19 protein-coding genes are annotated in these 24,248 nt (G+C 70.8%); 12 read left to right on the top strand and 7 right to left on the bottom strand.

Going from position 1 to position 24,248, the window contains the following annotated elements; translation table 11 throughout:
* Positions 1–9: 9 nt before the first annotated feature.
* From ABD378_RS02255 to ABD378_RS02230, 6 genes are all read right to left on the bottom strand, one after another.
* Positions 10–2,286, bottom strand: coding sequence for a terpene synthase family protein (locus ABD378_RS02255; RefSeq protein ID WP_344518572.1), 2,277 nt, complete (start codon positions 2,284–2,286; stop codon positions 10–12).
* 119 nt (positions 2,287–2,405) lie between these two features.
* Positions 2,406–3,974: an AbgT family transporter gene (locus ABD378_RS02250; RefSeq protein WP_344518571.1), complete on the bottom strand. Its 1,569-nt coding sequence runs from the start codon at positions 3,972–3,974 to the stop codon at positions 2,406–2,408.
* Between the two features lie 79 nt (positions 3,975–4,053).
* Positions 4,054–5,001 (bottom strand): CE1 family esterase, encoded by a 948-nt coding sequence (locus ABD378_RS02245; RefSeq protein ID WP_344518570.1) that lies wholly within the window; start codon positions 4,999–5,001, stop codon positions 4,054–4,056.
* 90 nt (positions 5,002–5,091) lie between these two features.
* Positions 5,092–5,838, bottom strand: a complete 747-nt coding sequence (locus ABD378_RS02240; protein ID WP_344518569.1) for a creatininase family protein — start codon at positions 5,836–5,838, stop codon at positions 5,092–5,094.
* A gap of 614 nt (positions 5,839–6,452) precedes the next feature.
* Positions 6,453–7,148: a FadR/GntR family transcriptional regulator gene (locus ABD378_RS02235; RefSeq protein ID WP_344518568.1), complete on the bottom strand. Its 696-nt coding sequence runs from the start codon at positions 7,146–7,148 to the stop codon at positions 6,453–6,455.
* Positions 7,149–7,180: 32 nt separating this feature from the next.
* On the bottom strand, positions 7,181–9,121 hold the full coding sequence (locus ABD378_RS02230) for an endo-beta-N-acetylglucosaminidase (RefSeq protein ID WP_344518567.1): 1,941 nt from the start codon (positions 9,119–9,121) through the stop codon (positions 7,181–7,183).
* 210 nt (positions 9,122–9,331) lie between these two features.
* Here ABD378_RS02230 and ABD378_RS02225 point away from each other — a divergent pair, with 210 nt between their 5' ends.
* The 12 genes from ABD378_RS02225 (at position 9,332) to ABD378_RS02170 (ending at position 23,082) form a co-directional block, all read left to right on the top strand.
* Positions 9,332–10,378, top strand: a complete 1,047-nt coding sequence (locus ABD378_RS02225; protein WP_344518566.1) for a LacI family DNA-binding transcriptional regulator — start codon at positions 9,332–9,334, stop codon at positions 10,376–10,378.
* Between the two features lie 74 nt (positions 10,379–10,452).
* Entirely contained in the window at positions 10,453–12,093 is a 1,641-nt protein-coding gene (locus ABD378_RS02220) for an ABC transporter substrate-binding protein (protein WP_344518565.1), read from the top strand.
* Positions 12,094–12,097: 4 nt separating this feature from the next.
* Positions 12,098–13,177 (top strand): ABC transporter permease, encoded by a 1,080-nt coding sequence (locus ABD378_RS02215; RefSeq protein ID WP_344518564.1) that lies wholly within the window; start codon positions 12,098–12,100, stop codon positions 13,175–13,177.
* On the top strand, positions 13,174–14,094 hold the full coding sequence (locus ABD378_RS02210; protein WP_344518563.1) for an ABC transporter permease: 921 nt from the start codon (positions 13,174–13,176) through the stop codon (positions 14,092–14,094). The genes ABD378_RS02215 and ABD378_RS02210 overlap by 4 nt, the downstream gene beginning before the upstream one ends.
* Positions 14,091–15,140, top strand: coding sequence for an ABC transporter ATP-binding protein (locus tag ABD378_RS02205; protein ID WP_344518561.1), 1,050 nt, complete (start codon positions 14,091–14,093; stop codon positions 15,138–15,140). Before ABD378_RS02210 ends, ABD378_RS02205 begins: the two co-directional genes overlap by 4 nt.
* Positions 15,127–16,143 carry an ABC transporter ATP-binding protein gene (locus tag ABD378_RS02200; protein ID WP_344518560.1) on the top strand — a complete coding sequence of 339 codons (1,017 nt, stop codon included), beginning with the start codon at positions 15,127–15,129 and terminating at the stop codon, positions 16,141–16,143. Before ABD378_RS02205 ends, ABD378_RS02200 begins: the two co-directional genes overlap by 14 nt.
* A 16-nt stretch (positions 16,144–16,159) precedes the next feature.
* Positions 16,160–17,419, top strand: a complete 1,260-nt coding sequence (locus tag ABD378_RS02195) for an alpha-L-fucosidase (protein ID WP_344518588.1) — start codon at positions 16,160–16,162, stop codon at positions 17,417–17,419.
* Positions 17,420–17,546: 127 nt separating this feature from the next.
* Positions 17,547–19,493, top strand: a complete 1,947-nt coding sequence (locus ABD378_RS02190) for a glycoside hydrolase family 84 protein (protein WP_344518558.1) — start codon at positions 17,547–17,549, stop codon at positions 19,491–19,493.
* 226 nt (positions 19,494–19,719) lie between these two features.
* A complete protein-coding gene (locus ABD378_RS02185; protein ID WP_344518556.1) occupies positions 19,720–20,583 on the top strand; it encodes a TetR/AcrR family transcriptional regulator in 864 nt (287 codons plus the stop codon).
* Between the two features lie 76 nt (positions 20,584–20,659).
* A complete protein-coding gene (locus ABD378_RS02180) occupies positions 20,660–21,556 on the top strand; it encodes a beta-keto acid cleavage family enzyme (protein ID WP_344518555.1) in 897 nt (298 codons plus the stop codon).
* Positions 21,557–21,595: 39 nt separating this feature from the next.
* Entirely contained in the window at positions 21,596–22,594 is a 999-nt protein-coding gene (locus tag ABD378_RS02175; protein WP_344518554.1) for a 3-hydroxyacyl-CoA dehydrogenase NAD-binding domain-containing protein, read from the top strand.
* Positions 22,591–23,082 carry a thioesterase family protein gene (locus ABD378_RS02170; RefSeq protein WP_344518553.1) on the top strand — a complete coding sequence of 164 codons (492 nt, stop codon included), beginning with the start codon at positions 22,591–22,593 and terminating at the stop codon, positions 23,080–23,082. The genes ABD378_RS02175 and ABD378_RS02170 overlap by 4 nt, the downstream gene beginning before the upstream one ends.
* On the opposite strand, the gene ABD378_RS02165 is transcribed toward ABD378_RS02170, so the two are convergent.
* Positions 23,073–24,248, bottom strand: a 1,176-nt coding sequence (locus ABD378_RS02165; protein ID WP_344518552.1) for a helix-turn-helix domain-containing protein, incomplete at its 5' end; no start/stop codon positions are given. The genes ABD378_RS02170 and ABD378_RS02165 overlap by 10 nt on opposite strands.

The raw sequence follows: 24,248 nt of genomic DNA, 5'->3' as shown, positions 1-24,248 counted from the left end.
CGGGCGGCGTCACCCGCGACCTGGACCCAGTGCCCCTTCCATCTGCTGGGCAGCCATCTGACGGTCGGCCATCTGCCGGTCGGCGGCGATGCCGAACTCCCGCAGCCAGTCCGGGCGTACGGCCGCCATGCCGAATCCCGAGGGGCTCCGCAGCGGGCCGTGCGACAGATCCTCCTCGCGGTAGCGGCGGCAGTCGCGGTGCCAGGTGTAGATGCCCGCCATCCAGTTCTCCAGGTCGCGCACATAGCCGTCGAGGATGTCCCGCGTCTCCTGCGGCAGACCGAAGTCGTCGTACAGGACGGGAAGTTCGTGGGACACGACGTGCTGGAACTGACTCAGCCGCGACTTCATCAGGTCGTCGATGATGCCGAGCGCCGTCGGATAGTCGCAGCCGAAGAAGTTCTGGACGACCAGGACGCCGTTGTGGACCTCGCCCTCGTACTCGATCTCCTTCTGGTACGAGAAGACGTCGTTCATCAGGGCCGAGTAGTCGACCGCCGCGTTCTCCAGGTTCTGCATCGGGCCGCTCCGGTAGATCTCCGGCGGGACCTGCGGGCCGTTGCCCAGGCGGCACAGCGTCGTCGTGAGCGGGGCGCCGAAGGTGAGGCGGCGCATCTCGATGTAGTCGACGGGGTCGGGGATACGGTTCTGCGCCTGGTTGTCCAGCTCCCAGAGCCAGCTGGCCGTCATGACCTCGACGGCGGTGCGCAGTGCCAGGCGCGCCTCCAGGTCCATCGGCCCCGCCGTGCGTTCCCACAGGTCGGCGAGGCCACGCTCCATCGCGCACGTCGGCACCGGCATGTCGGCGAAGTCCAGCGGCATGAAGAAGGAGAGCCGGTCGTTGCAGAGCTTCGCTCCCGCCAGATCGCGGGGCCTGCCGAAGACCACGGGGAAGTAGTCGTCCCCGTACGTCCCCCAGGTCAGCCACTGCGAGCCCAGGTCGAGAGCTTCGAGGTCCGCGTCCGGGTGGAGGCTCGCCGCGCAGAGCGGGAAGTCGTAGCCGTACAGCTTGCGCGCGTCCCAGATGTCCGAACTCGGCACACCGGCCTGGGGTTCGAGCATGCCCATCCGTGCCGCCCACTCCACGGTGCGGGGGCGGGACGCCGCCAGGTGGGGCGAGAGCCGGGTCTCGAACGGCAGGTTGAACTCCGGGAGCCGGGAGGGGCCCACCCGCTGGAAGGGGATGTGCGTGTAGCCGCGCAGCCGCTCCGCACCCGTCGCGGCGATCAACGCCTTGATCCCGGCGGCCGACGTGCCGGGTCCCGTCGGGCCCGCGAGCGGCGAAGGAGCGGCGCCGCCCTTGTTCATGTAGCGGCTGGACACCATGTGCCACTCGTGCCCGCCGGACTGCCAGTCCTGGAGGCCCTTGGTGTACACGAGCACGTCCGCGCACTCCTTCGGGGGCAGCCCGGTCTCGGCGAAGAGCGGGGCCAGTTCGGTCAGCGCCGTGTTCTCGAACTGCTGCATCCGTGAGGTCAGGAGGTCGTTCACGGCCTCCGCCGCCTCCTGCGTGGTGCAGTGGAGGAACTTCTCCAGGACCAGCACGCCGTTGGAGAGTTCACCCTCGTTCTCGATCTCCCGCTGGTACGAGAAGAGGTCGTTGCGCAGGTGGACGGCGTCGGAGAACGTCTCCTTCAGGACGCGAAGGGGCCTGGAACCGGCGACGGCGGGCGGGACCTCGGCGCCCGTCGCGTACTCGATGAGCCCCGCCGACCAGGGCGCGCCGCCCACCTTGCGGCGCATCTCGATGTACTCGACGGGGTTGGCGACCCGGCCCTCGTTGATGTTCGACAGCTCCCACAGGGACTCGTTGAGCAGGTTCTCCGTGCTCTCGGCGAACCTCGCCCGCCAGCCCTGCGACATGTACGGCACCGTCCGCGCCCACAGGTCCGCGAGACCCGCCTCGACCGGATTCGTCGGCTCCGGCACGGGCGTGGACAGATCCATCGGCATGAAGGCGGGCAGCCGGTCCAGATAGGCCTTGCCGCCCTCGCGGTCCTGGGTCCGCTTGAACAGTTCGAGGAAGTGGTCGTCGAAGAAGAACACCCACACATACCAGTCGGTGACCAGGGACAACGTGGGACCGTCACAGTCGGGGTGGGTGTACGCGCACAGCAGTGCGTAGTCGTGGGCGTCCAGGTCGCGCTGCTCCCAGACGCCCGAACCCTCCAGCATCCCCATATCGCGTGCCCACTTCCTTGAGTGCTCCCTGGCCTCTTCCACATGGGAGTTGAGGCGGGCGGGATGCACCATGTAGAAGCTGGGCAGTTCAAAGGGCTGCGGCATACGGCGTTCTCCTCACGCGGTGGCGTACGGGCAGGAGCACTACCCGTGCGGGGGCCACCGATGCGGTGATCGCCCCGGCGTCACACCATCGCGTGACCCACGGACTTCAAACCGGGCTGTCAGCGCACCGGTGCGCCCGGACCCAGGGGAATGCCGAGCGCCCACCAGGCGAGGAACAGCAGCGTCCAGGCCGCGGTCATCGCGACGGCGAGCGGCAGTGTGTACGAGGCGAGGGTGCCGAGCCCCGCCGACTTGCGGTAGCGCTGCAGGAAGCCGAGCGCCATCACGAAGTACGGGCTCATGGGGGTGATGGCCGTCGAACCGGAGTCGGCGATGCGGAAGAGCGCCTGCGTGGTCTCGGCCGGTACGTCGACGAGCATCAGCATCGGTACGAGGACGGGGGCGGCCAGGGCCCACATCGCGGACCCGCTGGTGACCATGACGTTCACGACGGTCAGGAGCAGCAGGATGAGCAGGAAGACGACCACGATGGGCAGTTGGCTGTGTTCGAGCGCCTCGGCCGCCTTGACGGCGAGGACGTCGCCGATGTGGGTCCAGTCGAAGTAGGCGAGGAACTGGGCGATGGCGAAGAACAGGACGAGTACGGGCGCCATCTGCTTGACGCCGTCGACCATCAGCTTCGGTACGTCGCCGGGCTTGCGCACGGACCCGGAGCGGGCGCCGTAGACGATGCCGACGAGCGCGAAGAGGAACGCGACGATCGCCGCGATGCCGTCAAGGAGCGGTGACTCGACGATGCTTCCGCCGTCGCCGCGCAGGGGCGAGGCGGCCGGGACGACGGCCGCGGTGAGGGCCGCGACGGCCACCAGGAAAGCGACGCCGGCCCGGCGCAGGGCCGAGCGCTCACGGTCGCTGAGGCTGAGCGCGCCGATGTCTTCGAGGTCCGCGTCCGGGTCGGCGTCGAGGTCGGGACGCTTGCTCAGGACGAAGCGGGTCACGAGGGTGATGACGGCGGCGAGCAGGAGGGAGGACGCGATGTTGAAGAACCAGTTGCTCAGCGGCGAGACATACGCGTCGTCGCCGCCCGCGATCTTCGCGGCGGTCGTGGTGATCCCGGCGAAGATGGCGTCGTTCGGCGTCGGTACGGGACTCGCGTCGTAGCCGGACGCGATGGCGGTGTAGGCGACGACGATGCCGAGGACGGGGGAGCGGCCCACGGCGCGGAAGGCGAGCCCGCCGAGCGGCACGAGGATGACGTAGGCCGCCGCTGAGGCGACATGGGCCACCGTGCCCGCGAAGGCGACCGCGAAGACCACCCAGGACGCGGGCACACGGGAGACGCCGACCTTCATCAACGCGGCCAGGAATCCGCTGCGTTCGGCGACCGCGACGCCCATGATGACCACGACGATGGTCGCCATCGGCGGGAACGCCGCGAAGTTCTCGATCATCGTCGAGGCTGCCATCGCGAGCCCGTCCCCGCTGAGCAGGCTCTGTACGGCGACGCGCTTGCCGTCGCCCGGCGAGACCACGGAGACGTCGAAGGCGAGGAGGACCGCGCTGACCACGGCGAGGACGCCGGAGAGTATCCAGAACAGCCAGAAGGGGTGCGGCAACGCGTTTCCGGCGCGCTCGACGACGGCCATCGCGCGGACTATGCGGGGGAGCGGGGGCCCGGTGGGTGGTGGGGGTGGCGCGTCCGGCAGGGCGGGGGTCGGGGAAGACATGGCGGCTCCGCGGGGATCCAAGGGGCGGATGAGGAGGGGACGGGGGGTGGGGATGGGGGCGGGGACGAGGGCGCGCGGCTCAGCGCAGGTGGTGGCGGCGCAGGAAGCTCCACAGGACCTCGTGGGCCTCGATGCTCTGGGTCGTGTGTCCGCCGCCGCTGTAGCTGTCGGCGCCGGGCCAGGTGTGGCCGCCGTCCGTGACGGCCACATGACGGACCTCGGCGCCGTCCGCGCAGTCGGTCCAGCGGGACTCGGTGATGTCGGGGGCCGTGAGGCGGTCCGGGGTGCGGGTGCGGCAGCCGTTGCGGTGGGCCCAGGTGGTGAGCCAGTCGTGGAGCGCGGGGAGACCGCGGTCGGGATCGCCGGCGTACGGGATGGTGGCATCCCCGGTGCCATGGAAATCGATGACCGGGACCGGGCGCGCGGGGCGGCAGTTCTCGCCGGTGCCCGGATAGAAGGCCCCGGCGACAGGGGCGATCGCCGCGATCCGGTCCGGCATCCGGCAGGCCAGGAGCGCGGTGAACCCGGCGCCGTTGGACTTCCCGGTGGCGTACACGCGCCGCGGGTCCACGCAGAGGCGGTCCTCCAGCGAGTCGAGCAGATCACCGGTGAACGCCACGTCGTCCACACCGGGCGCGGCGTACGGAGCGCCTTGCCACGCCTGCCGCTGCCCGTCACCGGTGCCGACGACACCCTCCGGGTACGCGACGATCGCGGGGAGGGACGACAGCTTGCTGAACTCCTCCGTGCCGCTGCCGGTGTTGCCCCGCCCGTGGAAGGCGAGGACCACGGGCCAGCCGCGGTCGCCCGTGTACTCCTTGGGCAGGTGGAGCTGGTAGGTCCTGGTCAGACCGCCGCTGGTGAGGGTGTGCGGGGCGGTGGTGCCGGGAGGCTGCGGGGCGCTCCGGCGGCAACCGGGGGCGCCGCCGTCGGCGTACGAGGGAGCGGCGGAGGTCAGAGCCACCCCCGCGAGCAGGGTGAGTCCGGCGATGACAGAGGCGCCCGTGCGGGGCAGTGCGCGTTTCAAGGCAGGCTCCTTCCGCCGACGGCGCGAGGCGCGGGCGGCTGAGAGGGGGGAGGGGCAGCGGGAGCGAGAGCAGAGCCCGGTGACGAGACGTCAGCCGGTGGTGTCCAGCCACTCCTTGGCGAAGGTGACGATGCGGTGGACGGCGGCGTCGATGATCGCGAGGCCGTCATCGGGCGTGGCGCGGCGCGGGTCGCCGAGTACGCCGTTGGCGCTGAGCCGGTCGTACGGCACGGTCAGGGCGGGGTGGCCGCCACGGCGTGCGAGCCGGGAGAGCGGGTCGAGGTCGTCATGGGTGACGGACCCCGGGGCGAGGCGTTCGCGGTGGACCAACTCCGGTGCAAGGTGCAGCATTTGAGCGGTCTCCGCCTCCCCGCTGTGCCCATGGACCTCGCTGGGCCGCATGGCCGCGACGGCGTCCGGGGCGAGCGAGGTCAGGGGCGTCCAGGCGAACCGCAGGCCGGGATGGGTGACGAGCAGGTCCTGCGCGACGGTGGTGAGCGTGGCGTTGTTGCCGCCGTGCCCGGTGATCACGAGGATGTCCCGCCAGCCGTGCCGGTGCAGGCTGTCGACGTAGTCACGGACGAGCGCGGCCAGCGTCCCCGTCGACAGACTCACCGTGCCGGCGAAGTTCAGGTGATGCGGTGAGACCCCGATGCCGAGCGAGGGCCCGACCACGGCCCGTCCGGCAAGCTGCGAGGCGACCAGGTCGGCGACATGCTCGGCCCGGATGGTGTCGGTGGCGAGCGGCATCCCGGGCCCGTGCTGCTCGAAGGCGCCCGCGGGAATGATGACGAGAGGACTGACGCGGACCGCGGCGGCGGCTTCGAGGGTGGTCATCTCGGCGAGGCGATATGAGGGTTGGGAGTTGGGGGGAGGCGGGCCGTACTGCTCGCGCGCGGGTGGCCCCGTCGCGGGGCCGCGTGTTGGCGCCGTGGCGGTCGGGGCTGCCGCTGCCGGTTGGGTGTTTGAGGGCGGGGAGGTGCGATTGGTGGTGGGCAGGGGGTTGGCGTTGGGTGTGGAGGGGTTCGTGCCTGCGTGGCCGGGGGTGTTCGGTGGGCCGGGGCGCGTGGGGGTCGGGTCTGCGGCTGCCAGTTGGGGTGTGTCGTCCGTCGTGGCCGTGATCTTGCCACTTGCGGGCGCGGGTCGGGGGTTTGAGGGCGGGGAGGTGCGATTGGTGGTGGGCAGGGGGTTGGCGCTGGGTCCGGAGGCCTTCGCGCCTGCGTGGCCGGGGGTGCTCGGTGGGCCGGGGCGCGTGGGGGTCGGGTCTGCGGCTGCCAGTTGGGGTGTGTCGTCCGTCGTGGCCGTGATCTTGCCACTTGCGGGCGCGGGTCGGGGGTTTGAGGGCGGGGAGGTGCGATTGGTGGTGGGCAGGGGGTTGGCGCTGGGTCCGGAGGCCTTCGCGCCTGCGCCGCCAGGAGTGTTCGGCGGGCCGGAGGGCGTGGGGGAGTCGTTCATCGGCTTCCCTTCTCGGGGAAGTTCGCCGCGGTGACGGCGTCGCGGATCGACGTCAGGTGTTCGCGGGTGAGGCGCTCGGCGGCCGTCGCGTCGCCGGACCGTACCGCCTCGTAGATCTCCACGTGCTCGGCGTGGTCGCGCTCGCGGTCGTTGTAGCGGTGCCGGATCTCCACCTGCTCACGGGCCCTGACGTACAGCAGGGCTTCCACGGCCTCCCGCAGGAGCGTGTTGCCGCTGGCCTCCGCGAGCGCCACGTGGAAGTGCACGGACTGGCGCAGGGACTCCTCGGGCGGGAGCAGGGCGTTGCCCGCGGCGAGGGCCAACTGCCGCACCCCGTCGTCTGCTTGGGCGCGCGCGGCAGCCGCGGCTATCGCCGGTTCGAGGACGAGGCGGGCCCCGACCAGTTCAAGGACCGATGCGCGGTCGCTGCGCGGCTGATGCGGATTGGCCAGGAGCCTGCGGTCCACACCCGGCCCCACGTACGTCCCTGAACCGTGCCGGAACTCCACCACCCCCGTGGCCTCCAGCCTGCGCAGCGCCTCGCGCACGGTCGGCGTGGTGACCTCGAAGCGGCGGGCGAGCTCGCGCGATGAGGCCAACGCGTCGCCGGGGGTGAGGCGTTCGGTGCGGATGATCTCGACTATGTCGTCCGCCAGGCGCTCGGACAGGGAGGGCTGACTGCCGTAACTCATAAAGTGAATAAATCACTTGGTCTCTTGGCGGGTCAATGGTCGTGACGGAGCCAGTTCATGAGCGTGGTCGACGGCTCGCCCCGTGTGCCGTCCGGGGCCACCGGCGTGAGGGCCAGCTCCGTGGCCGCCTCGCCCCCGCGCCTGCGCAGCGACTTCACGTAGTACACCTCGTCGTAGATCCGCCCCAGCCACTCCTCCTCGCGGTGCACGTCGTAGTACCAGACCTGTCCGGGGTCCGCGAGGTGCCAGGAGAGGAACACCTCGGCGCTCTCGCCGTCGACGTACGCGGCGTCGACCTGAAAGCCCTCAGGGCGCTCGGGGGGAGTGAACTCGCCGTCACGGAGGGCCAGTTCGCCGAGGTGGACGGCCGACGCGGTCCGCACCGCGACGGTCACGATCGTTCGCCCGCGGAACTCGGCGAGCGAGCGGGCCGCGGTGTGCCAGCCGGGTCCCGCCTCCTCCGCCCCGACCTGCCGCCACGCGAAGACGCCCGGATCGTCGGCGAAGAGCAGCCCCACCTCCGGCGCGCTCCCCGCGTACGTGACCGAGACCGACTCCTCGCCCGTGCGCACCGCGAGCTCCGTCTTGTAGAGGCGGGCCGTGGTGCCGCCCGGCACGCGCAGGGAGGAGCCGCCGTCGTAGGCCCGCGTGTAGTCGAAGTCGGGCGACTCCCCGCCCTGCGCACCCTCGGGCCCTTCCGACCAGAACTGCCACGTCGGCAGCACGTCCTGGATCGACGCGTTGTACCAGTCCGCGTCGCTCGCACGGCGCCCCGCCAGGAAGAAGCCACGCCCGTGCCCGGTGTTGAAGCGGGTGACGAAGGGGAACGCGCCGATCACCGACCGCTCGGTGATGTGGTGCGCCACGCCGTCCCACTTGGCGGGGTCGGCGGGGTCGGGCGCACCGGGCTCATGGGCTCGGGTGCGGCCGGTCCGCGAGGGGTCGCCCGCCGGCCCCGACCAGTACTGGCGCTCACGCTCGAAGGCCGGGCCCTGCGCCTCGGGGTCCTCGTGTCCGGGGTGCAGCTCCCACACGAAGTGGGAGCCGAACAGGGCCCAACTGGTCCTGGCAGGACCGGAGTCGGGGAAGACCAGCCGCGGGTCGTACTCCGGATCGAAGCCGAACTGCTCGTTCTCCGTGCCGTGGAAGACCGCCTCGTACGGATCGCGGCCGAGCCGCAGAGCCGTGGCCCGGGACGTCTCCACCCCTGCCTCGGTCATCCAGTAGTTGGCGAAGAAGCTGTCCGCGGCTGACTCCAGCCAGGGGGCGTTCTCGTCGTTCAGGTGGTTGAGGTAGTCCAGACCGCCGTCCGGCCTGATCGTGTCGTACCACTGGAGGTGGAACCCCTCCGGAGCGCGGGACCGGAGATACGTGAGCAGCTCGCGCAGCCGCTTCGCCTCGTCGGGCGGAGTCTCGGCCTCATGATTGATGAAGTACCCGTCGAATCCGAAGTATTCGGCCATCTCGATCAATTTGTCCGCCACCGGGTACGAACCGTCCGCATACCGTTCGAGATACGGGGCGAACGCACCCGGACGCGGCCAGAACCAGCAGCCGAGACTTTTGACGCCATTGCGGTGGGCGGCGTCCGTGTACGCGGGATTGGGCGGGTTGATCAGGCCGTGCACGATGTCGTCCGGTTCGCCGGTGGGTGATCCGTCGACCGGCAGGCCGTGCCAGGAGCCGTAGAAGTCCGAGTACTGCCAGAAGCGGAGCAGGCGGCGGGCGAAGGCGTCGTCGTACTTGCGGGCGGTGAAGAAGGCCCCGTCGTAGTCGTTGCAGAGGTTCATCACCCGGGCGCCGGTGGGGAGTTGGGGGCGGGCCTGGGTGGCGGGGAACGGCGCGATGCGGGAAGCGAGCGGCACGCGCGAGCGGAAGTACCTCGCCCAGCGGTCTGTCCGCGGGCTCCAGTGCTTCAGCGCGTCGGCGTCGTACCCGTGCATGAAGGGCTGACGGCCCGCTGCCGGGCTCATCGAGGGGCCAGTGGTGTCGGGCTCATCCGGGTGAGAGTGAAGCAGAAACAATCCCCCGTCAATACCCCTCGACGCACCGGAATTTGCATTCCTACGCCCTCTTGTCCCCGGCACCTTTAGCGCTTTAGCCTGCTCGCCCTCAAGCGCTTTAGCTCAGCCGTCCGCTCAGCCGTCTGGGTTCAGCAGCAACCACGCGAGGGGAGGGTCCGCATGCGCCGCACCCCGGCCCGGCGCCCCACCATCAAGGACATCGCCCTGCGGGCCGGTGTCTCGGAGAGCGCGGTCTCCTTCGCGCTCAACGGCCGGCCCGGAGTCTCCGAGACCACCCGCGACCGGGTCCGCCGGGTCGCCGAAGAGCTCGGCTGGCAGCCGAGCGCCGCCGCGCGGGCCCTCTCGGGCGAGGGCTCCGGCACGGTCGGGCTCGTCCTCGCGCGCCCGGCGAAGACCCTCGGCGTCGAGTCGTTCTTCCTCCAGCTGGTCTCCGGGATCCAGGAGGTGCTCTCGCGCCGCAAGCTCGGCCTGCTGTTCCAGGTCGTCGAGGACATCGACGCGGAGTGCGCGGTCTACCGCCGCTGGTGGGCCGAGCACCGGGTCGACGGCATGCTCGTCGTCGACCCTCGCGGGTCGGATCCGCGCCTCGCGCTCCTCGACGAACTCGGACTCCCCGCCGTCGTCGTGGGGACGCTGCCGGAGCCGCACACCGAATACCCCGGCATCTCCAACCTCTGGGCCGACGACGCCCTCGCCATGGCCTCCATCGTCGACCACCTGCACGGCCTCGGTCACCGCCGCATCGCGCACATCGCGGGCCTGCCCGACCTCACCCACACCCGGCGGCGCATCAACTCCCTGCGGGCGGAGGCCGACCGGCGCGGTCTGCGCGACGTGGACTCGGTCACCACGGACTACTCCGAAACCCAGGGGGCCGAGGCCACCCGCCGGGTCCTTGCGTGGGACCCGCGCCCCACGGCGATCGTCTACGACAACGACGTCCTGGCCGTCGCCGGTCTCGGTGTCGCCGCCGAACGCGGCATCGCCGTACCGGCCGACCTGGCCATCGTCGCCTGGGACGACTCCGTCCTCACCCGCTCGACCCATCCCGCGCTCACCGCCCTCGTCCGCGACACCGCCGTCTACGGCGGGCACGCCGCCGAGCAGCTGATCGCCCTCCTCGACGGCGGCCCAGCCGTCCGTGTCCAGGACGAACTCCCGCACCTTCAGGCGCGCGGCAGCACCGCCGCCCGCGCCGCTCCCTGAACCGCCCCTCACCTGTACGCACGCACCGTCCCCGCCCCCCCAGACAACGTTGCCAACCGGAGGTATCAACCGCCATGAAGTGGACCAGACTTGGCGTCACGGGCGCGGCCGCTCTCGCGCTCGCCGTCACCGCGGCAGGCTGTTCGGCGACCCCCGCAGCCTCCGGCGGCGGCTCGGACTCCCTGACCGTGAACATGGGCTTCTCCGGCAACACCATCGCCCGTAACTTCAACCCCTTCTCCCTGCAGGCAAGTCAGGGCACCTTCGGCTTCCAGTACGAGCCGCTGTTCGCCTTCAACACCCTCCAGGGCGGCAAGTTCGTGCCCTGGCTCGCCACCAAGTACGCCTGGTCGGACGGCGGCAAGAAGATCACCATCGATCTGGACAAGCGCGCCAACTGGAGCGACGGCACGAAACTGACCGCCAAGGACGTCGTCTTCGCCCTGGAGTACGTCACGAAGCAGGACCTCCCCGTGGAGTGGAAGTTCGAGTACGAGAAGGCCAAGGCGACGGACGACCACACCGTCGAGATCACCTTCGATACCCCCGGCTACGCCCGCCTGCGCAGCATCGGATCCATCCGCCCGGTCCCGGAGAAGGTCTGGAAGGGCAAGAACGGCAAGACCTTCACCAACCCCGACCCGGTGGCCAGCGGCCCCTACACCCTCAAGCGGTACGCCGCCCAGCAGCTCACCTTCGAGGCCAGGGACGACTACTGGAAGCAGAAGGTCCCGGTGAAGACCCTCAAGGCGCCGGTGGTCGCCTCGTCCTCCGAGATAGGAAAGCTGCTCAGCGGCGAGGTCGAGTGGAGCGGCGGCGCCGTCCCCGACGTCAAGAAGTCGTACGTCGACAAGGACCCGAAGAACCACCACGCCTGGTACCCCACCTACGGCGGCACCTACATGTTCTTCAACCACAAGAAGGCGCCGTTCAAGGACGTCCACGTCCGCAAGGGCATCTCGCTCGCCGTCAACCGCACCGAACTCGCCGACGTCGGCAACCCGGGCATGTTCAAGCCGCTCAACCTCACCGGGCTCGACTCCAAGACGCAGGGCAAGTGGATCGACGCCAAGTATCAGGACGCCGACCAGCCCAAGCCCGAACTGGCCGCGGCACAGAAGGAGTTCGCCAAGGCTGGCTACACCAAGAAGGACGGGAGGCTCGTCGGGAAGGACGGCAGGCAGCTCAGCTTCAAGATCCTTGAGGTGACCGAGTTCGCCGACGCCATCCAGCGCGACAAGGTCCTCGCCCAGCAGCTGAAGCAGGCCGGCATCAAGGTCGGGGTCGAGCCCATGGCGAGCGCACAGCTGGACACGGCGCGCCAGGAGGCCAAGTTCGACGTCCTGGTCGGCGGCGCCGTCTTCTACAACACGCCGTACAACTTCTACAAGGACATGCTGCACAGCAAGAACGGCGGCATCTGGACCAACTACGGCCACTACAAGAGCGCCAAGGCCGACGGCATCCTCAAGGAGATGGAGCGCGCCGGCGACGACGCCACCATCAAGAAGCTCTCCGCGAAGCTGGAGAAGCTGATGATCGACGAGGTGCCCGCCGCCCCGCTCATCACCAACGGCGCCTCCACCCAGTACAACAGCAAGAACTGGACCGGCTGGCCGGACGAGAAGAACCCCTACGCCATCCCCGCGCCCTGGGCGGGCCCCACCGACATGGTGCAGACGATCCTGTCGCTGCGCCCGGTGAAGGCGGGCTAGGCGGATGACGGCTTCCTCCGGCACGGTGGCCCCAACGACGGCCCAGGAGCGTGTCGCGGTACGGCGACCAGGACGCCGCCCGCGGCTCGGCGCCGCCCGCTACTTCGTGCAGCGGCTCGGCTTCTATCTCGCCGCCGCCTGGATCGCCGTCACGCTCAACTTCCTGCTGCCCCGGCTGATGCCGGGCGACCCGGCCTCCGCGCTCATCGCGCAGATGCAGGGCCGCTCGGCGCTCAGCGGGGAACAGATCGCCAGCATCTACCGGCTCTTCGGCGACCCGGGCGAACCCCTCTGGAGCCAGTACGTCACCTACCTCGGGCAGGTGGCGCACCTCGACTTCGGCCTCTCCGTGGCGTTCTTCCCGACACCGGTGTGGGAGGTCATCAGCGCGGGGCTGCCGTGGACGATCGGGCTCGTCGGCATCACCGCCGTCCTGTCGTTCGTCATCGGCACCGCGGGCGGCATCATGGCCGGCGGCCGGGCGGGCTCACGCACGGACTCGGTGGCCACGCCCGCCGCGATGTTCCTCAACGCCCTTCCCACCTTCTGGATCGCCCTGCTCTTCGTCCTCGTCTTCGGCTTCCAGCTGGCGTGGCTGCCGACCGGCGGCGCGTACGACGGGGATCTCACCCCGGGCTTCTCGGCCGCCTTCATCGGCAGCGTCATCAGCCATGCCGTGCTGCCCGCGCTCACCATCGCGCTCGGCTGGTCGGCCACGTGGTTCATCGGCATGCGGAACATGATGATCACGACGGTCTCCGAGGACTACGTCCTCCTCGCCCGCGCCAAGGGCCTCGGCAGGACCCGCGTGATGTTCCGGTACGCGGCCCGCAACGCGATCCTGCCGAGCGTCGCCGGGTTCGCCGTCAACATCGGCAACGTCGTCGGCGGACAGCTCCTGGTGGAGGCCGTCTTCGCGTATCCCGGTGTCGGCTATCTGCTCTACCAGTCCGTGGCCAGCGTCGACTATCCGCTGATGCAGGCCCTGTTCCTGATGGTCTCGCTGTCCGTGCTCGCGGCGAACTTCCTCGCCGACTCCGTGTACGGCCTGATCGACCCACGCGCAAGGGAGGGCCGCGCATGAACCTCACCCTCAGGGGTCGGCTGCCGGAGAACCGCAAGGTGCGGGCCGGGCTCGCGATCCTCGTGTTCTTCGCCCTGTTCGCGCTGGCCGGACCCTTCCTCGTGGAGGATGCCTTCGGGCTCTCCGCGACCGCCATCCACACCGCCGACGGCATGCAACCCCCGTCCGGCGCCCACCTGTTGGGCACGACCGCGACCGGCGAGGACGTCCTTGCCCAGCTCGTCGTCGGCAGCCGCGTCTCGCTCCTGGTGGGTCTGGTCGCCGCCGTCATCTCGACCACCCTGTCCGTGCTCGTCGGCGTCGCGGGCGGCTATCTGGGCGGCACGCCGGACGCGCTGCTCACCGCGGGCACGAACATCGCCCTGGTCATTCCCAGCCTGCCGCTGCTCATCATCGTCGCGAGTTACGTCAAGGGGCGCGGCGGCTGGCTCACGGTGGCCCTCATCATCGGCCTGACGTCCTGGCCGTGGGGCGCGCGCGGCAAACGCGCGCAGACCCTCTCGCTGCGGCGAAGGGACTTCGTGACGGCCGCAGAGATGACCGGCGAGAGCCGGTGGTGGATCATCACCCGCGAGCTGATCCCCAGCATGGCGCCGCTGATCTCGGCGAGCTTCCTGTCCGCCGTCGTCCTGTCGATGTTCGCCGACGCAGGGCTCTCCTTCATCGGCCTCGGCAACATCAACCTCACCAGCTGGGGCTCGATGCTCTACTGGGCGCAGAACGCGTCGGCTCTCGCGCGTGGCGCCTGGTGGTGGTTCATCCCGCCCGGCGCGTGCATCGCCGTCGTCGGGATCGCGGCGGGACTCATCAACTTCGGCATCGACGAGATCGCCAACCCCCGCCTGCGCAAGCCGGGCCGGGCCGTGCGGCGCCGGGCCGCGGCGGCAGCCCTGCGCACCCCCGAGGAGGCGCGATGAACGACAGCCGGGACGTGCTCCTGTCCGCGCGTGGCCTGCGTGTCGACTACTTCGACCAGGCGGAGCCGGTCCATGCGGTACGCGACGTCGACCTCACCCTCTACCGCGGGGAGACCCTGGGGATCGTAGGAGAGAGCGGCTGCGGCAAGTCGACGCTGGTGACGGCCCTGACGCGGCTCGAGCGTCCTCCCGCGGTGACGACGAGCGGCACGGTCGACTTCCACGGCGACGACGGCCCGGTCGACCTGCTGCGGCTCGGCGAGCGAGAGCTGCGCGCCCTGCGCTGGGAACGCATCGCGATCGTCTTCCAGAGCGCCATGAACGCCCTCAACCCGGTGCACCGGCTCGGCGCCCAGTTCGCCGACGTCCTGCGCCTGCACCGCGGCCTGTCGCGGTCGGACGCGTGGCAGCGGGCGGGGGAGCTGCTCGCCATGGTCGGCATCCCCGCCGACCGGGCGCGGGCCTATCCGCACGAGCTGTCCGGCGGGATGCGGCAGCGCGCGACGATCGCGCTCGCGCTCGCCTGTGAACCGGATCTCGTGGTGATGGACGAGCCGACGACCGCCGTGGACGTGGTGATGCAGCGCCAGATCCTGCGCCAAGTGGCCAGGCTGAAACGGGAATTGGGCTTCTCGGTCATCTTCATCACGCACGACCTGTCGCTCCTCATCGAGATCGCCGACCGGATCGCCGTCATGTACGCGGGCCGCGTCGTCGAGACCGGCCAGGCGCGGCAGCTGTACGCCGACCCACGGCACCCCTACACGGCCGCTCTGCGGAGCGCCTTCCCGCCGCTGCACGGACCGCGCCGCGAGATCACCGGCATCCCCGGCTCCCCGCCCGGGCTGCGGCACCCACCGGCCGGCTGCCCCTTCCACCCGCGCTGCCCCCAGCGGTTCGACCCCTGCGACCAGGAAGTTCCGCCGCTGCTCGGCGGGGAGGGCGGCGAAGTCGCCTGCCATCTCCACGACGGGCTCCGGGCGAGCCGCGAGCCACACGAGTCACATGAGCCACACGAGCCGAGGAGTACCCATGTCACTGGCTGAGCCGGTACTTGAGGCCCGCGAGGTCACCAAACATTTCCCCCTGCACGGCCCCGGCCAGAACGGCAAGGTCGTACGCGCCGTGGAGCCCACGACCCTCGCCCTCCACCAGGGCCGCATCACCGCCCTCGTAGGCGAGAGCGGCAGCGGAAAGTCGACGCTGGCCCGGCTCCTCGCGCTCGGCTATCCGCCCACCGCGGGCGAGATCCGCCTCGACGGCGCACCCGTGGTCGCGGCACGCTCGGCCAAGGGCAAACGGGCGTACTACCGCCAGGTGCAGATGGTGTTCCAGGACCCCTTCTCCTCGCTCAGCCCCGTGCACCGGCTGCGCTACATCCTCGGCAGGCCGCTGCGGCTGCACGGCCATGTCCGGGGCAGGGCAGACGTGGAGAAGGCCGTCGTCGACCTCCTGGAGCGGGTCAATCTCACCCCCGCCGACCAGTTCATCGACAAGTTCCCGCACGAGCTGTCGGGCGGGCAGCGCCAGCGCGTCGCCATCGCCCGCGCGCTCGCCGCCCGCCCCAAGGTGCTGCTCGGCGACGAACCCGTGTCGATGCTCGACGTCTCCATCCGCCTCGACATCCTCAACCTCCTCGGCAGGCTCCGCGACGACGAGGGCCTCGCGATCCTCTACATCACCCACGACATCGCCAGCGCCCGCTACTTCGCCGACGAGATCAAGGTGCTCTACGCGGGCCAGCTCGTCGAGTCGGGCCCGGGCGACGCGCTCGTCGAGAACCCCCGGCACCCCTACACCCGGCTCCTGCTGGAGTCCGCGCCCGACCCGGACCGCGCCGGCGGACTCCTCGACGCACCGGACGTGGTGGACGACGAGGAGACGCTCGGTGAACCGCCGAGCCTCGTCGACCCGCCGGCCGGCTGCCGGTTCCACCCGCGCTGCCCGATCGCAAGACCGGTGTGCGCCACGGCCTTTCCGCCGCGCACGCACTTCGACGACGGGCAGTGGGCGCACTGCTGGAGCTATGACGAGGAGCGTTTCAAGTGAAGGAGAACCGCCTGTGATCCAGCCCTGGTTCGGCGACGCCAAGCTCGGAATCTTCCTCCACTGGGGCATCTACAGCGTGGACGGAGTGGCCGAGTCCTGGTCCTTCTTCCACGACCAGGTCCCCTACGACCGCTACATGGCGCAGCTCGACGGCTTCACCGCCTCCGCGTACGACCCCGAGGCCTGGGCCGAACTCTTCGTCCGCGCGGGCGCCCGCTACGCCGTCCTCACCGCCAAGCACCACGACGGGGTCGCCCTCTGGGACACGGCGGCGAACGACCTGTCCGTCGTCAAACGCACCCCCGCGGGCCGCGACCTCATCACTCCGTACGTCGCCGCCCTGCGCGCCCGAGGCATCAAAGTCGGCCTGTACTACTCGCACTTGGACTGGTCCCACCCCGACTACGCCACCGTGCGCCCCGACGGCCAGGACCCCGCCGAGCGCGGCAACCGCTACTCGATGCCTCCCGTCGGCGAGGAGTCCGAGGAGAGGTGGGCGGACTTCCTCGCCTTCCACCGCGTACAAGTGCGGGAACTCCTCGAGCGCTTCGAACCGGACCTGCTGTGGTTCGACGGGGAGTGGGAGCGCAGCGCCGGGCAGTGGCGGATGGCGGAACTCGCCGATGAGATCCGGGCGCTGTCCCCGCACACCGTCGTCAACGGCCGTCTCACCGGGCACGGCGACTACGCCACGCCCGAGCAGGGCGTGCCGATCGAACCGCCCGCGCAGCCATGGGAGTTGTGCCTCACCGTCAACGACTCCTGGGGCTACCAGCCGCAGGACACCCGCCACAAGTCACCGCGTCAGCTCGTCCGCATCTTCGTCGAGGCCATCGGAGGCGGCGGCAATCTGCTCCTCGACGTCGGCCCGAAGGAGGACGGCACGCTGCTCCCCGAACAGATCCAGCGCCTCGAAGCGCTGGGGGAGTGGACGTCCCGGCACACCAACGCGGTCTACGGAACGGTGCGAGGCCTTCCGCACGGCCACTTCTACGGCCCTTCGACGCTCTCCGCCGACCGTCGCACCCTGTATCTGTTCCTCTTCGACCGGCCCAACGAATACGTGGTGCTGCGAGGCGTACGCAACGGCGTGACGTCCGCCCGCGTGCTCGGCACGGACGCCGTCGTCCGGCACGAACGGGTCGGCGGCCTCGGTGACGTACCCGGCTGGGAGTACGTGCACCTCACCGACGACCAGCTCGATCCGCTGTGCACGGTCATCGCCCTGGAACTCGACGGCGAGCTGGACCTCTACCGCGCGCACACGCGGGACTGAGCGCTCCGCTGGATACGCGGTTCATTCAGCGCGGGCCGGTGGGGGCTGGTCGCGCAGTTCCCCGCGCCCCCCTGCGGGCGCCCCCCCTGATCCCACCCGCACCCCCATCCCAACGTTCGGAGGCCCTATGCCCCGCACTACACGCAATTCCAGACCCCGGACGGCGCTTCTCGCGCTCGCCGTCCTGGCGATCCCCCTCGCACCATCCGCGGCCGCCGCGCCTTCCTCTGCCCAGGAGGAAGCCGTGACCGGTCGGCTCCCCGTCGTGTCGCCGACCCCGCAGCACATGTCCCGCGCGGGCGACGACGTGCCGCTCGCCCGGCGCGCCGAACTCGTCGTCGGAGATGACGCCGACGGCGCCGACGAGGCGGCCCGGCAGCGCGTCACCGAGACGCTGCGCGCCCACGGGGTGCGCGACATCGACGTACGCGCGAAGGCGTCGGGCCGTGCCCCGCTGACCGTCCTGCTCGGCCCTGCGACCCGGCCCGACATCGCGAAGGCGCTCGGCGGGACGCGGGTGCCGGAGCAGGCCGAGGGGTACGCGCTGCGGGTGAGACACCGCACCGTCGCGCTCGGCGGCAAGGACGCGACCGGACAGTTCTACGCGGCGCAGACCCTCGGCCAGCTCATCTCCAAGGGCCGGATAGCGGGGGCCGAGGTCTCCGACTTCCCCTCCATGCCGCTGCGCGGCAGCATCGAAGGGTTCTACGGACCGCCCTGGACCGAGGCCGAACGCCTCGACCAGATGGACTTCCTGGGCGACACCAAGGCCAACACCTACGTCTATGCGCCCAAGGACGACCCCTACCACCGGGAGAAGTGGCGCGAGCCCTACCCGGCGGACAAGCTCACCCAGCTCGGCAAGCTGATCGACCGCGCGACGGCCAACCATGTGCGCTTCACGTTCGCGGTCTCACCGGGCGGCTCCATCTGTTACTCGGACCCGGCGGACGTCAAGGCGCTGACGGCGAAGCTCCAGGCGATGTACGACCTGGGGGTGCGGTCCTTCTCGGTCCCGCTGGACGACATCAGCTACACCAAGTGGAACTGCGACGCCGACAAGGCGAAGTTCGGCGAGCCCGGCCGCGGCCCCGCGGCGAAGGCACAGGTCGGGCTCCTCAACACCATCCAGCGGGACTTCATCGCGCGGCACGAGGGAGCCAACCCGCTGCAGATGGTGCCCACGGAGTACGGGGACCTCACGGACACCGCGTACAAGCAGACGATGCGGGCCGAGCTCGACGGCGCCGTGGAGGTGATGTGGACGGGCACGGACGTGGTTCCGCCGGAGATCACCAACTCCCAGGCGGAGAAGGCCGCCGAGCTGTTCGGCCGGAAGGTGTTCGTCTGGGACAACTACCCGGTGAACGACTTCGCGCGCACGGCCGGGCGGCTGCTTCTCGCGCCCTACGACAAGCGCGAGCCTGGTCTGTCCGGTCACCTCAGCGGCATCGTCTCCAACCCGATGAACCAGGAGGGGGCGAGCAAGCTCGCCGTCTTCACCATGAACGACTTCTCGTGGAACGACCGTGGCTACGAGCGGGCGCGGTCGGGGCGGCAGGCGGCGCTGTATCTCGCCGGGGGTGACGAACGCGTCGCCGACGCGGTGCAGACGTTCGTGGACCTCAACCACGCGGCGCCCACGTTCGGCGAGTCGAACTGGCAGCCGCAGTCCCCGGTTCTCGGGCCGAAGCTGGACGCGTTCTGGAAGCGGTACGAGAGTGACCCGGCCGGGGCGGTACAGGCGCTGCGGCCCACGGCCCGGGAGATCGAGAAGGTCCCCGCGGTGCTGCGCTCCGGGGTGCCGGACGAGCAGTTCCTCCACGACGCGAAGCAGTGGCTTGACGCCACGGAGCTGTGGGGTTCCGCGATGGGGCATGGCCTCGCGGCGCTGTCCTTCACCCAGGAGGGGGACTCGGCCTCGGCGGCGCGGGAGCGGGCCTCGATGGAGTCCCTCGCGGGACGGGCGCGGGCGATATCCGTGGACCCGGCGGAGCATCATCAGCTAGGGGCGGTGAAGATTGCTGACCCCTACCTGGATGAGTTCGTGAAGGGGGTCCAGGACAGGACCTAGCCCCTGGGCTTCGTGGCGGGTTTCTTTCCCACCCACCCACCCGTTTACCCCGCAGTGCAGGGGTGAGCGGGTGGGTGCTTGCGTTGCCCCGGTGCGGGCAGGCGTAGGGAAGCGAGGCGTTGCGGTGACTGAGACGTCAGTCAGGATCGCAACCTGGGCGGCCATCTGCGGAAAGGCGCACCTCGCAGATTGCGATCAGCGCAACGCACAGGTAGCGTGACCGCCCATGCAGCAAGACCCCGAGGTCGCGGACCGAGTCCGCAAGGTCATCGCCGACGCCGGTGCGACCCAGCGCGAATTCGCCCGGCGCATCGTGATGGACCCCTCCAAGCTCTCCCGCTCACTCGGCGGCACCCGCCGCTTCACCGCGGCGGAGCTTGCCCGCATCGCGGACACCGGCGGCGTGGACGCGGGCTGGCTCCTGGGCACCCAGCTCCCGGGCACTCAGAACGCCGCACCCCCGGCCCGCCGGGAACGCACCGCCGCCGCCCCCGAAGGCGGCCGCCCCCTCCAGATCGTCCGCGAAACCGTGCGCCTCGTCGCCGAGCGCGGCTTCCACGCCGTACGCGTCGCGGACATCGCCGAAGCCTGCGCCACCAGCACCGCCGCCATCCACTACCACTTCCCCGGCCGCGACGACCTCCTGGAGGCCGCCGTCCGCTGGTGCATGGACGAGGACACCGCCCGCCGCGCCGCCCGCATCGCCGACGCGGCCGACGCCGCCGACGAGCTGCGCCAGCTGATCGAGCTCCAGACCCCTCGCACCCCGCAGCAGCGCTGGCAGTGGAGCGTCTGGCTCGACCTGTGGGCGGAGGCCGCCCGCTCCACCGCCGTCGGGCGCCTGCACGCCGAGTACTACCGGCAGTGGCGCGCGACCGTCGCCGACGTCATCCGGCGCGGTGTCGACCAGGGCGTGTTCCGCCTCGTCGACCCGCAGTCCGCGGCGCTCCGGCTCACCGCGCTGATCGACGGCCTCGCAACCCAGGTGCTCGCCTCCACCCCCGGCACCGACGGCACGACCCCCGACGACATGCACGAGGCGCTGCTCGTGTACGTCGACGCGACGCTGGCCGCACCGCGCAGCGCGTAGACACCGCGCACCGCCCAGCGCCCCCGACGCATCGCCAGAAGAACATCAACACCCCACCTTTGAGGGATAGTTCACCATGCCCGTGAATCAAGACGTCATCATCACCGCCGCCCTCACCGGCGCGGGCGACACCGTACGCAAGAGTCCCCACGTCCCCGTCACCCCCGAGCAGATAGCCACCTCCGCCGTGGAGGCCGCCGAGGCGGGCGCCGCCGTCGTGCACATCCACGTACGCGACCCCGAGACCGGCGACCCGTCGCGCGACCCGCGCCTGTACCGCGAGGTCGTCGAGCGCATCAAGGAGACCGGCACCGACGTCGTCATCAACCTCACCGCGGGCATGGGCGGCGACCTGGTCATCGACCCCGTCCAGCCGCTGAAGGAGCTCGGCGGGCTGCCCGGCACCGACCTCGTCGGCGGCCTTGAGCGCCTCCCGCACGTCGAGGACCTGCTGCCCGACATCTGCACCCTGGACTGCGGCTCCCTCAACTTCGGCGACAACCTCTACATCTCCACCCCCGACATGCTCCGCCAGGGCGCCAAGCGCATCCAGGAGCTCGGCGTGCGGCCCGAGTTGGAGATCTTCGACACCGGTCAGCTCTGGTTCGCCAAGCAGCTCCTCGCGGAAGGGCTGCTCGACAACCCCACCGTCTTCCAGCTCTGCATGGGCATCCCGTGGGGCGCCCCCGCCGACCCGGGCGTCCTCCAGTCCATGGTCAACATGCTCCCCGAAGGCGCCCAGTGGGCCAGCTTCGCGCTCGGCCGCATGCAGATGCCGTGGGTCGCCCAGTCCATCCTGCTCGGCGGCCAGGTCCGCGTCGGCCTCGAGGACAACCTCTATCTCGGCAAGGGCAACAAGGTCACCAACGCCCAACTCGTCGAGCGCGCCGTGCAGATCACCGAGAACCTCGGCTCGCGGGTGGCCACCCCGGACGAGGCCCGCCAGAAGCTCGGCCTCAAGCCCCGCGCCTGAACCCCGCGCCGGAACCTCACGACGAGTAGGACCCTCTCCATGAACGAGAACGACATCACCACACCCCCCGCCCCCTGCGCCCCCGAAGACGTACGCCGAATCGCCTGCGTCGGCGCCGGAGTCATCGGCGGCGGCTGGGTCGCCCACTACCTCGCCCGCGGCTACGACGTCACCGCCTGGGACCCCGCCCCCGACGCCGAGCAGAAGCTCCGCCGTCTGGTGGACGCCGCCTGGCCCGCACTGACCCAGCTCGGCCTCGCCGAAGGGGCTTCCCCGGACCGGCTCACCGTCACAGCCACCCTCGAAGAGGCCGTCGCCGACGCCCAGTTCGTGCAGGAGAGCGCCCCCGAGAAGCTGGAGCTGAAGCGCGATCTGCTGGCGCGGCTCGACGCCGCGGCGCCCGCCGGAGTCGTCATCGCCTCCTCCACCTCCGGCTACCCGATGACCGACATGCAGACCGAGGCCGCCGACCCGGGCCGCCTCGTCGTCGGCCACCCGTTCAACCCGCCCTACCTCATCCCGCTCGTGGAGGTCGTCGGCGGCGACAAGACAGCGCCCCACGCGGTCACTTGGGCGTCCCGCTTCTACGAGGTCGCGGGCAAGTCCGTGATCACCATGGCGAGCGAGGTTCCCGGCTTCATAGCCAACCGCCTCCAGGAAGCCCTCTGGCGCGAGGCCCTGCACATGGTCGCCAACGGCGAGGCCACGGTGAAGGAGATCGACGACTCGATCACCGAAGGCCCTGGCCTGCGCTGGGCGTTCATGGGCCCCATGCTCACCTTCGCGCTCGCGGGCGGCGAGGGCGGCATGGCCCACATGCTCGACCACTTCGGCCCGTCCCTGAAGTCGCCGTGGACGCGCCTCGAAGCACCTGAGCTGGACAAGGAGTTGTACGACGCCGTGGTCGCGGGATGCGACGACGCGGCGGACGGCCGTACCATCGCCGACCTGGTCGCCGAGCGCGACCAGGGGGTCATCGACGTACTGCGGGCGACGGGCCGTCTGCCGCAGCAGCGCACGAAGGAGGACACCAAGTGACCGCGCCCCTGCCCGTTCTGCACCGGACCGTACGGCCCGAGTGGATCGACTACAACGGCCATATGAGCGAGGCGTTCTACGTCCTCGTCTTCGGCTACGCCACCGACGCCATGATGATCGAGACCGGCCTGCACGCGGGATACCGCGAGTCCACCGGCTGCTCGCTCTACACGGTCGAGGCGCACATCCGCTACCTCGACGACGTCGCGGACGGCGTCCACCTCGCGGTCCGCACCCGCATCCTGGGCGCGGACGCCAAGAAGGCACGCTTCACCCACGAGCTGTACGTGGTCGAGGAGCCCGAAGCGGAGATCGCCCCGGACGCCACCCCCGTGGCGACCACCGAACTCCTCGCCATCCACGTCGACCAGAACGCGGGCCGCGCGACCCCCTTCCCGGACACGATCCGCGACCACCTGACGGCCCTGGCGGAACCGGCCCCTGAGTGGGCGGGCCGCTCGATCGGCGCCGTGCCCCGTCAGCCGTAGCCGCGCAGCTTCCGGTAGAGCGTGGCGCGGGCGATGCCGAGTGCGGCGGCCGCGCGGGCCTTGTTGCCGCCGTTGCGGCGCAACGCCTCCGTGATCGCTTCGTGCTCGGCCCGCTCGATCGCGCTCAGCTGCCGGGCCGCGGGCTTCTCCCGTACGGCGTCCGGCAGTTCGGCGCGCCGCACGGGCCCGGACGCGCGCCTCCTGTCGGCCACCGCCCGTACGACATGGGCGAGTTCGGCGATATTGCCGGGCCAGGAGTGCTGCTCCAAGGCGCGCACGGCGTCCAGGGCCCAGGTGAGCGGGGGATGTCCGGGAGCGGGCGTGGGCGCGAGGTGCGTCACCAACTCCCGGATGTCCTCCGGTCGTTCACGCAGCGGTGGCAGGACCACGGAACGGGCCGCCAGACCGTCGAGGAGCCGCAGCAGACAGGGGCCTTCCGGCGTGCCCGGCGTTCGGGTGACCACCAGGCGCAGCCGCGGGGCGTCGGCGATGAGCGCGTTCAGCACGGCCACATCGCTCTGCCCGAGCCGCTCGGCGTGACGCAGCAGTACGGGGCGGGCCGTGCGGAGGCCGCCCGCCTCTTCGTTCGTCAACGACGCGCGGAGCAGGGCGAGTTCGCCCTCTTTCGCCTGCGCCGCGTCGAAGGCCAGCGGCTCCGGGCCGCCGGACTCCTGGAGGAGTGCCTGGGCGAGCGCCGTCTTTCCGGTGCCTCGCTCGCCGGACAGGAGCAGCGGCCCGGCCGTTCCCGCCAGTTCACGGGCCCGGCCCACCGCGTGCCGCCAGGGCACTGAACTTCCGGTGGGCAAGGCCGGACTCCCGCCCGGGGACGATGCCTTCGACGACCGTCTCGACGATGGCGATGACGATGACGACGCCCGTGACGACGGTTCCTGCCGCAGCACGGCCACGACACCCACGATCACGCCGGATCGGGGGTCGAGCACCGGCGTGATCCGAGCCGCACACTCCTCGCCATCCGTCGACGCCGTCTCGCCGCCCCCGCCGAGCAGCGCCGCCGCCCGCAGCTCCCGCACCTCCAGCGCCTCGGGCGAAAGCTGCCGTGCGGCGGCCTCGCTGACGAGGCGGCTGCGCCCGTCGACGGCGACCACGGGTGCCGCGTCTTCGCTCGCCCGTAGGTAGGCGTCGAGCAGCAGCTGTTCCGCCGG

Source organism: Streptomyces rectiviolaceus (assembly GCF_039533825.1).
GTDB lineage: Bacteria > Actinomycetota > Actinomycetes > Streptomycetales > Streptomycetaceae > Streptomyces > Streptomyces rectiviolaceus.
This window is presented reverse-complemented; position numbering and strand designations above follow the sequence as displayed.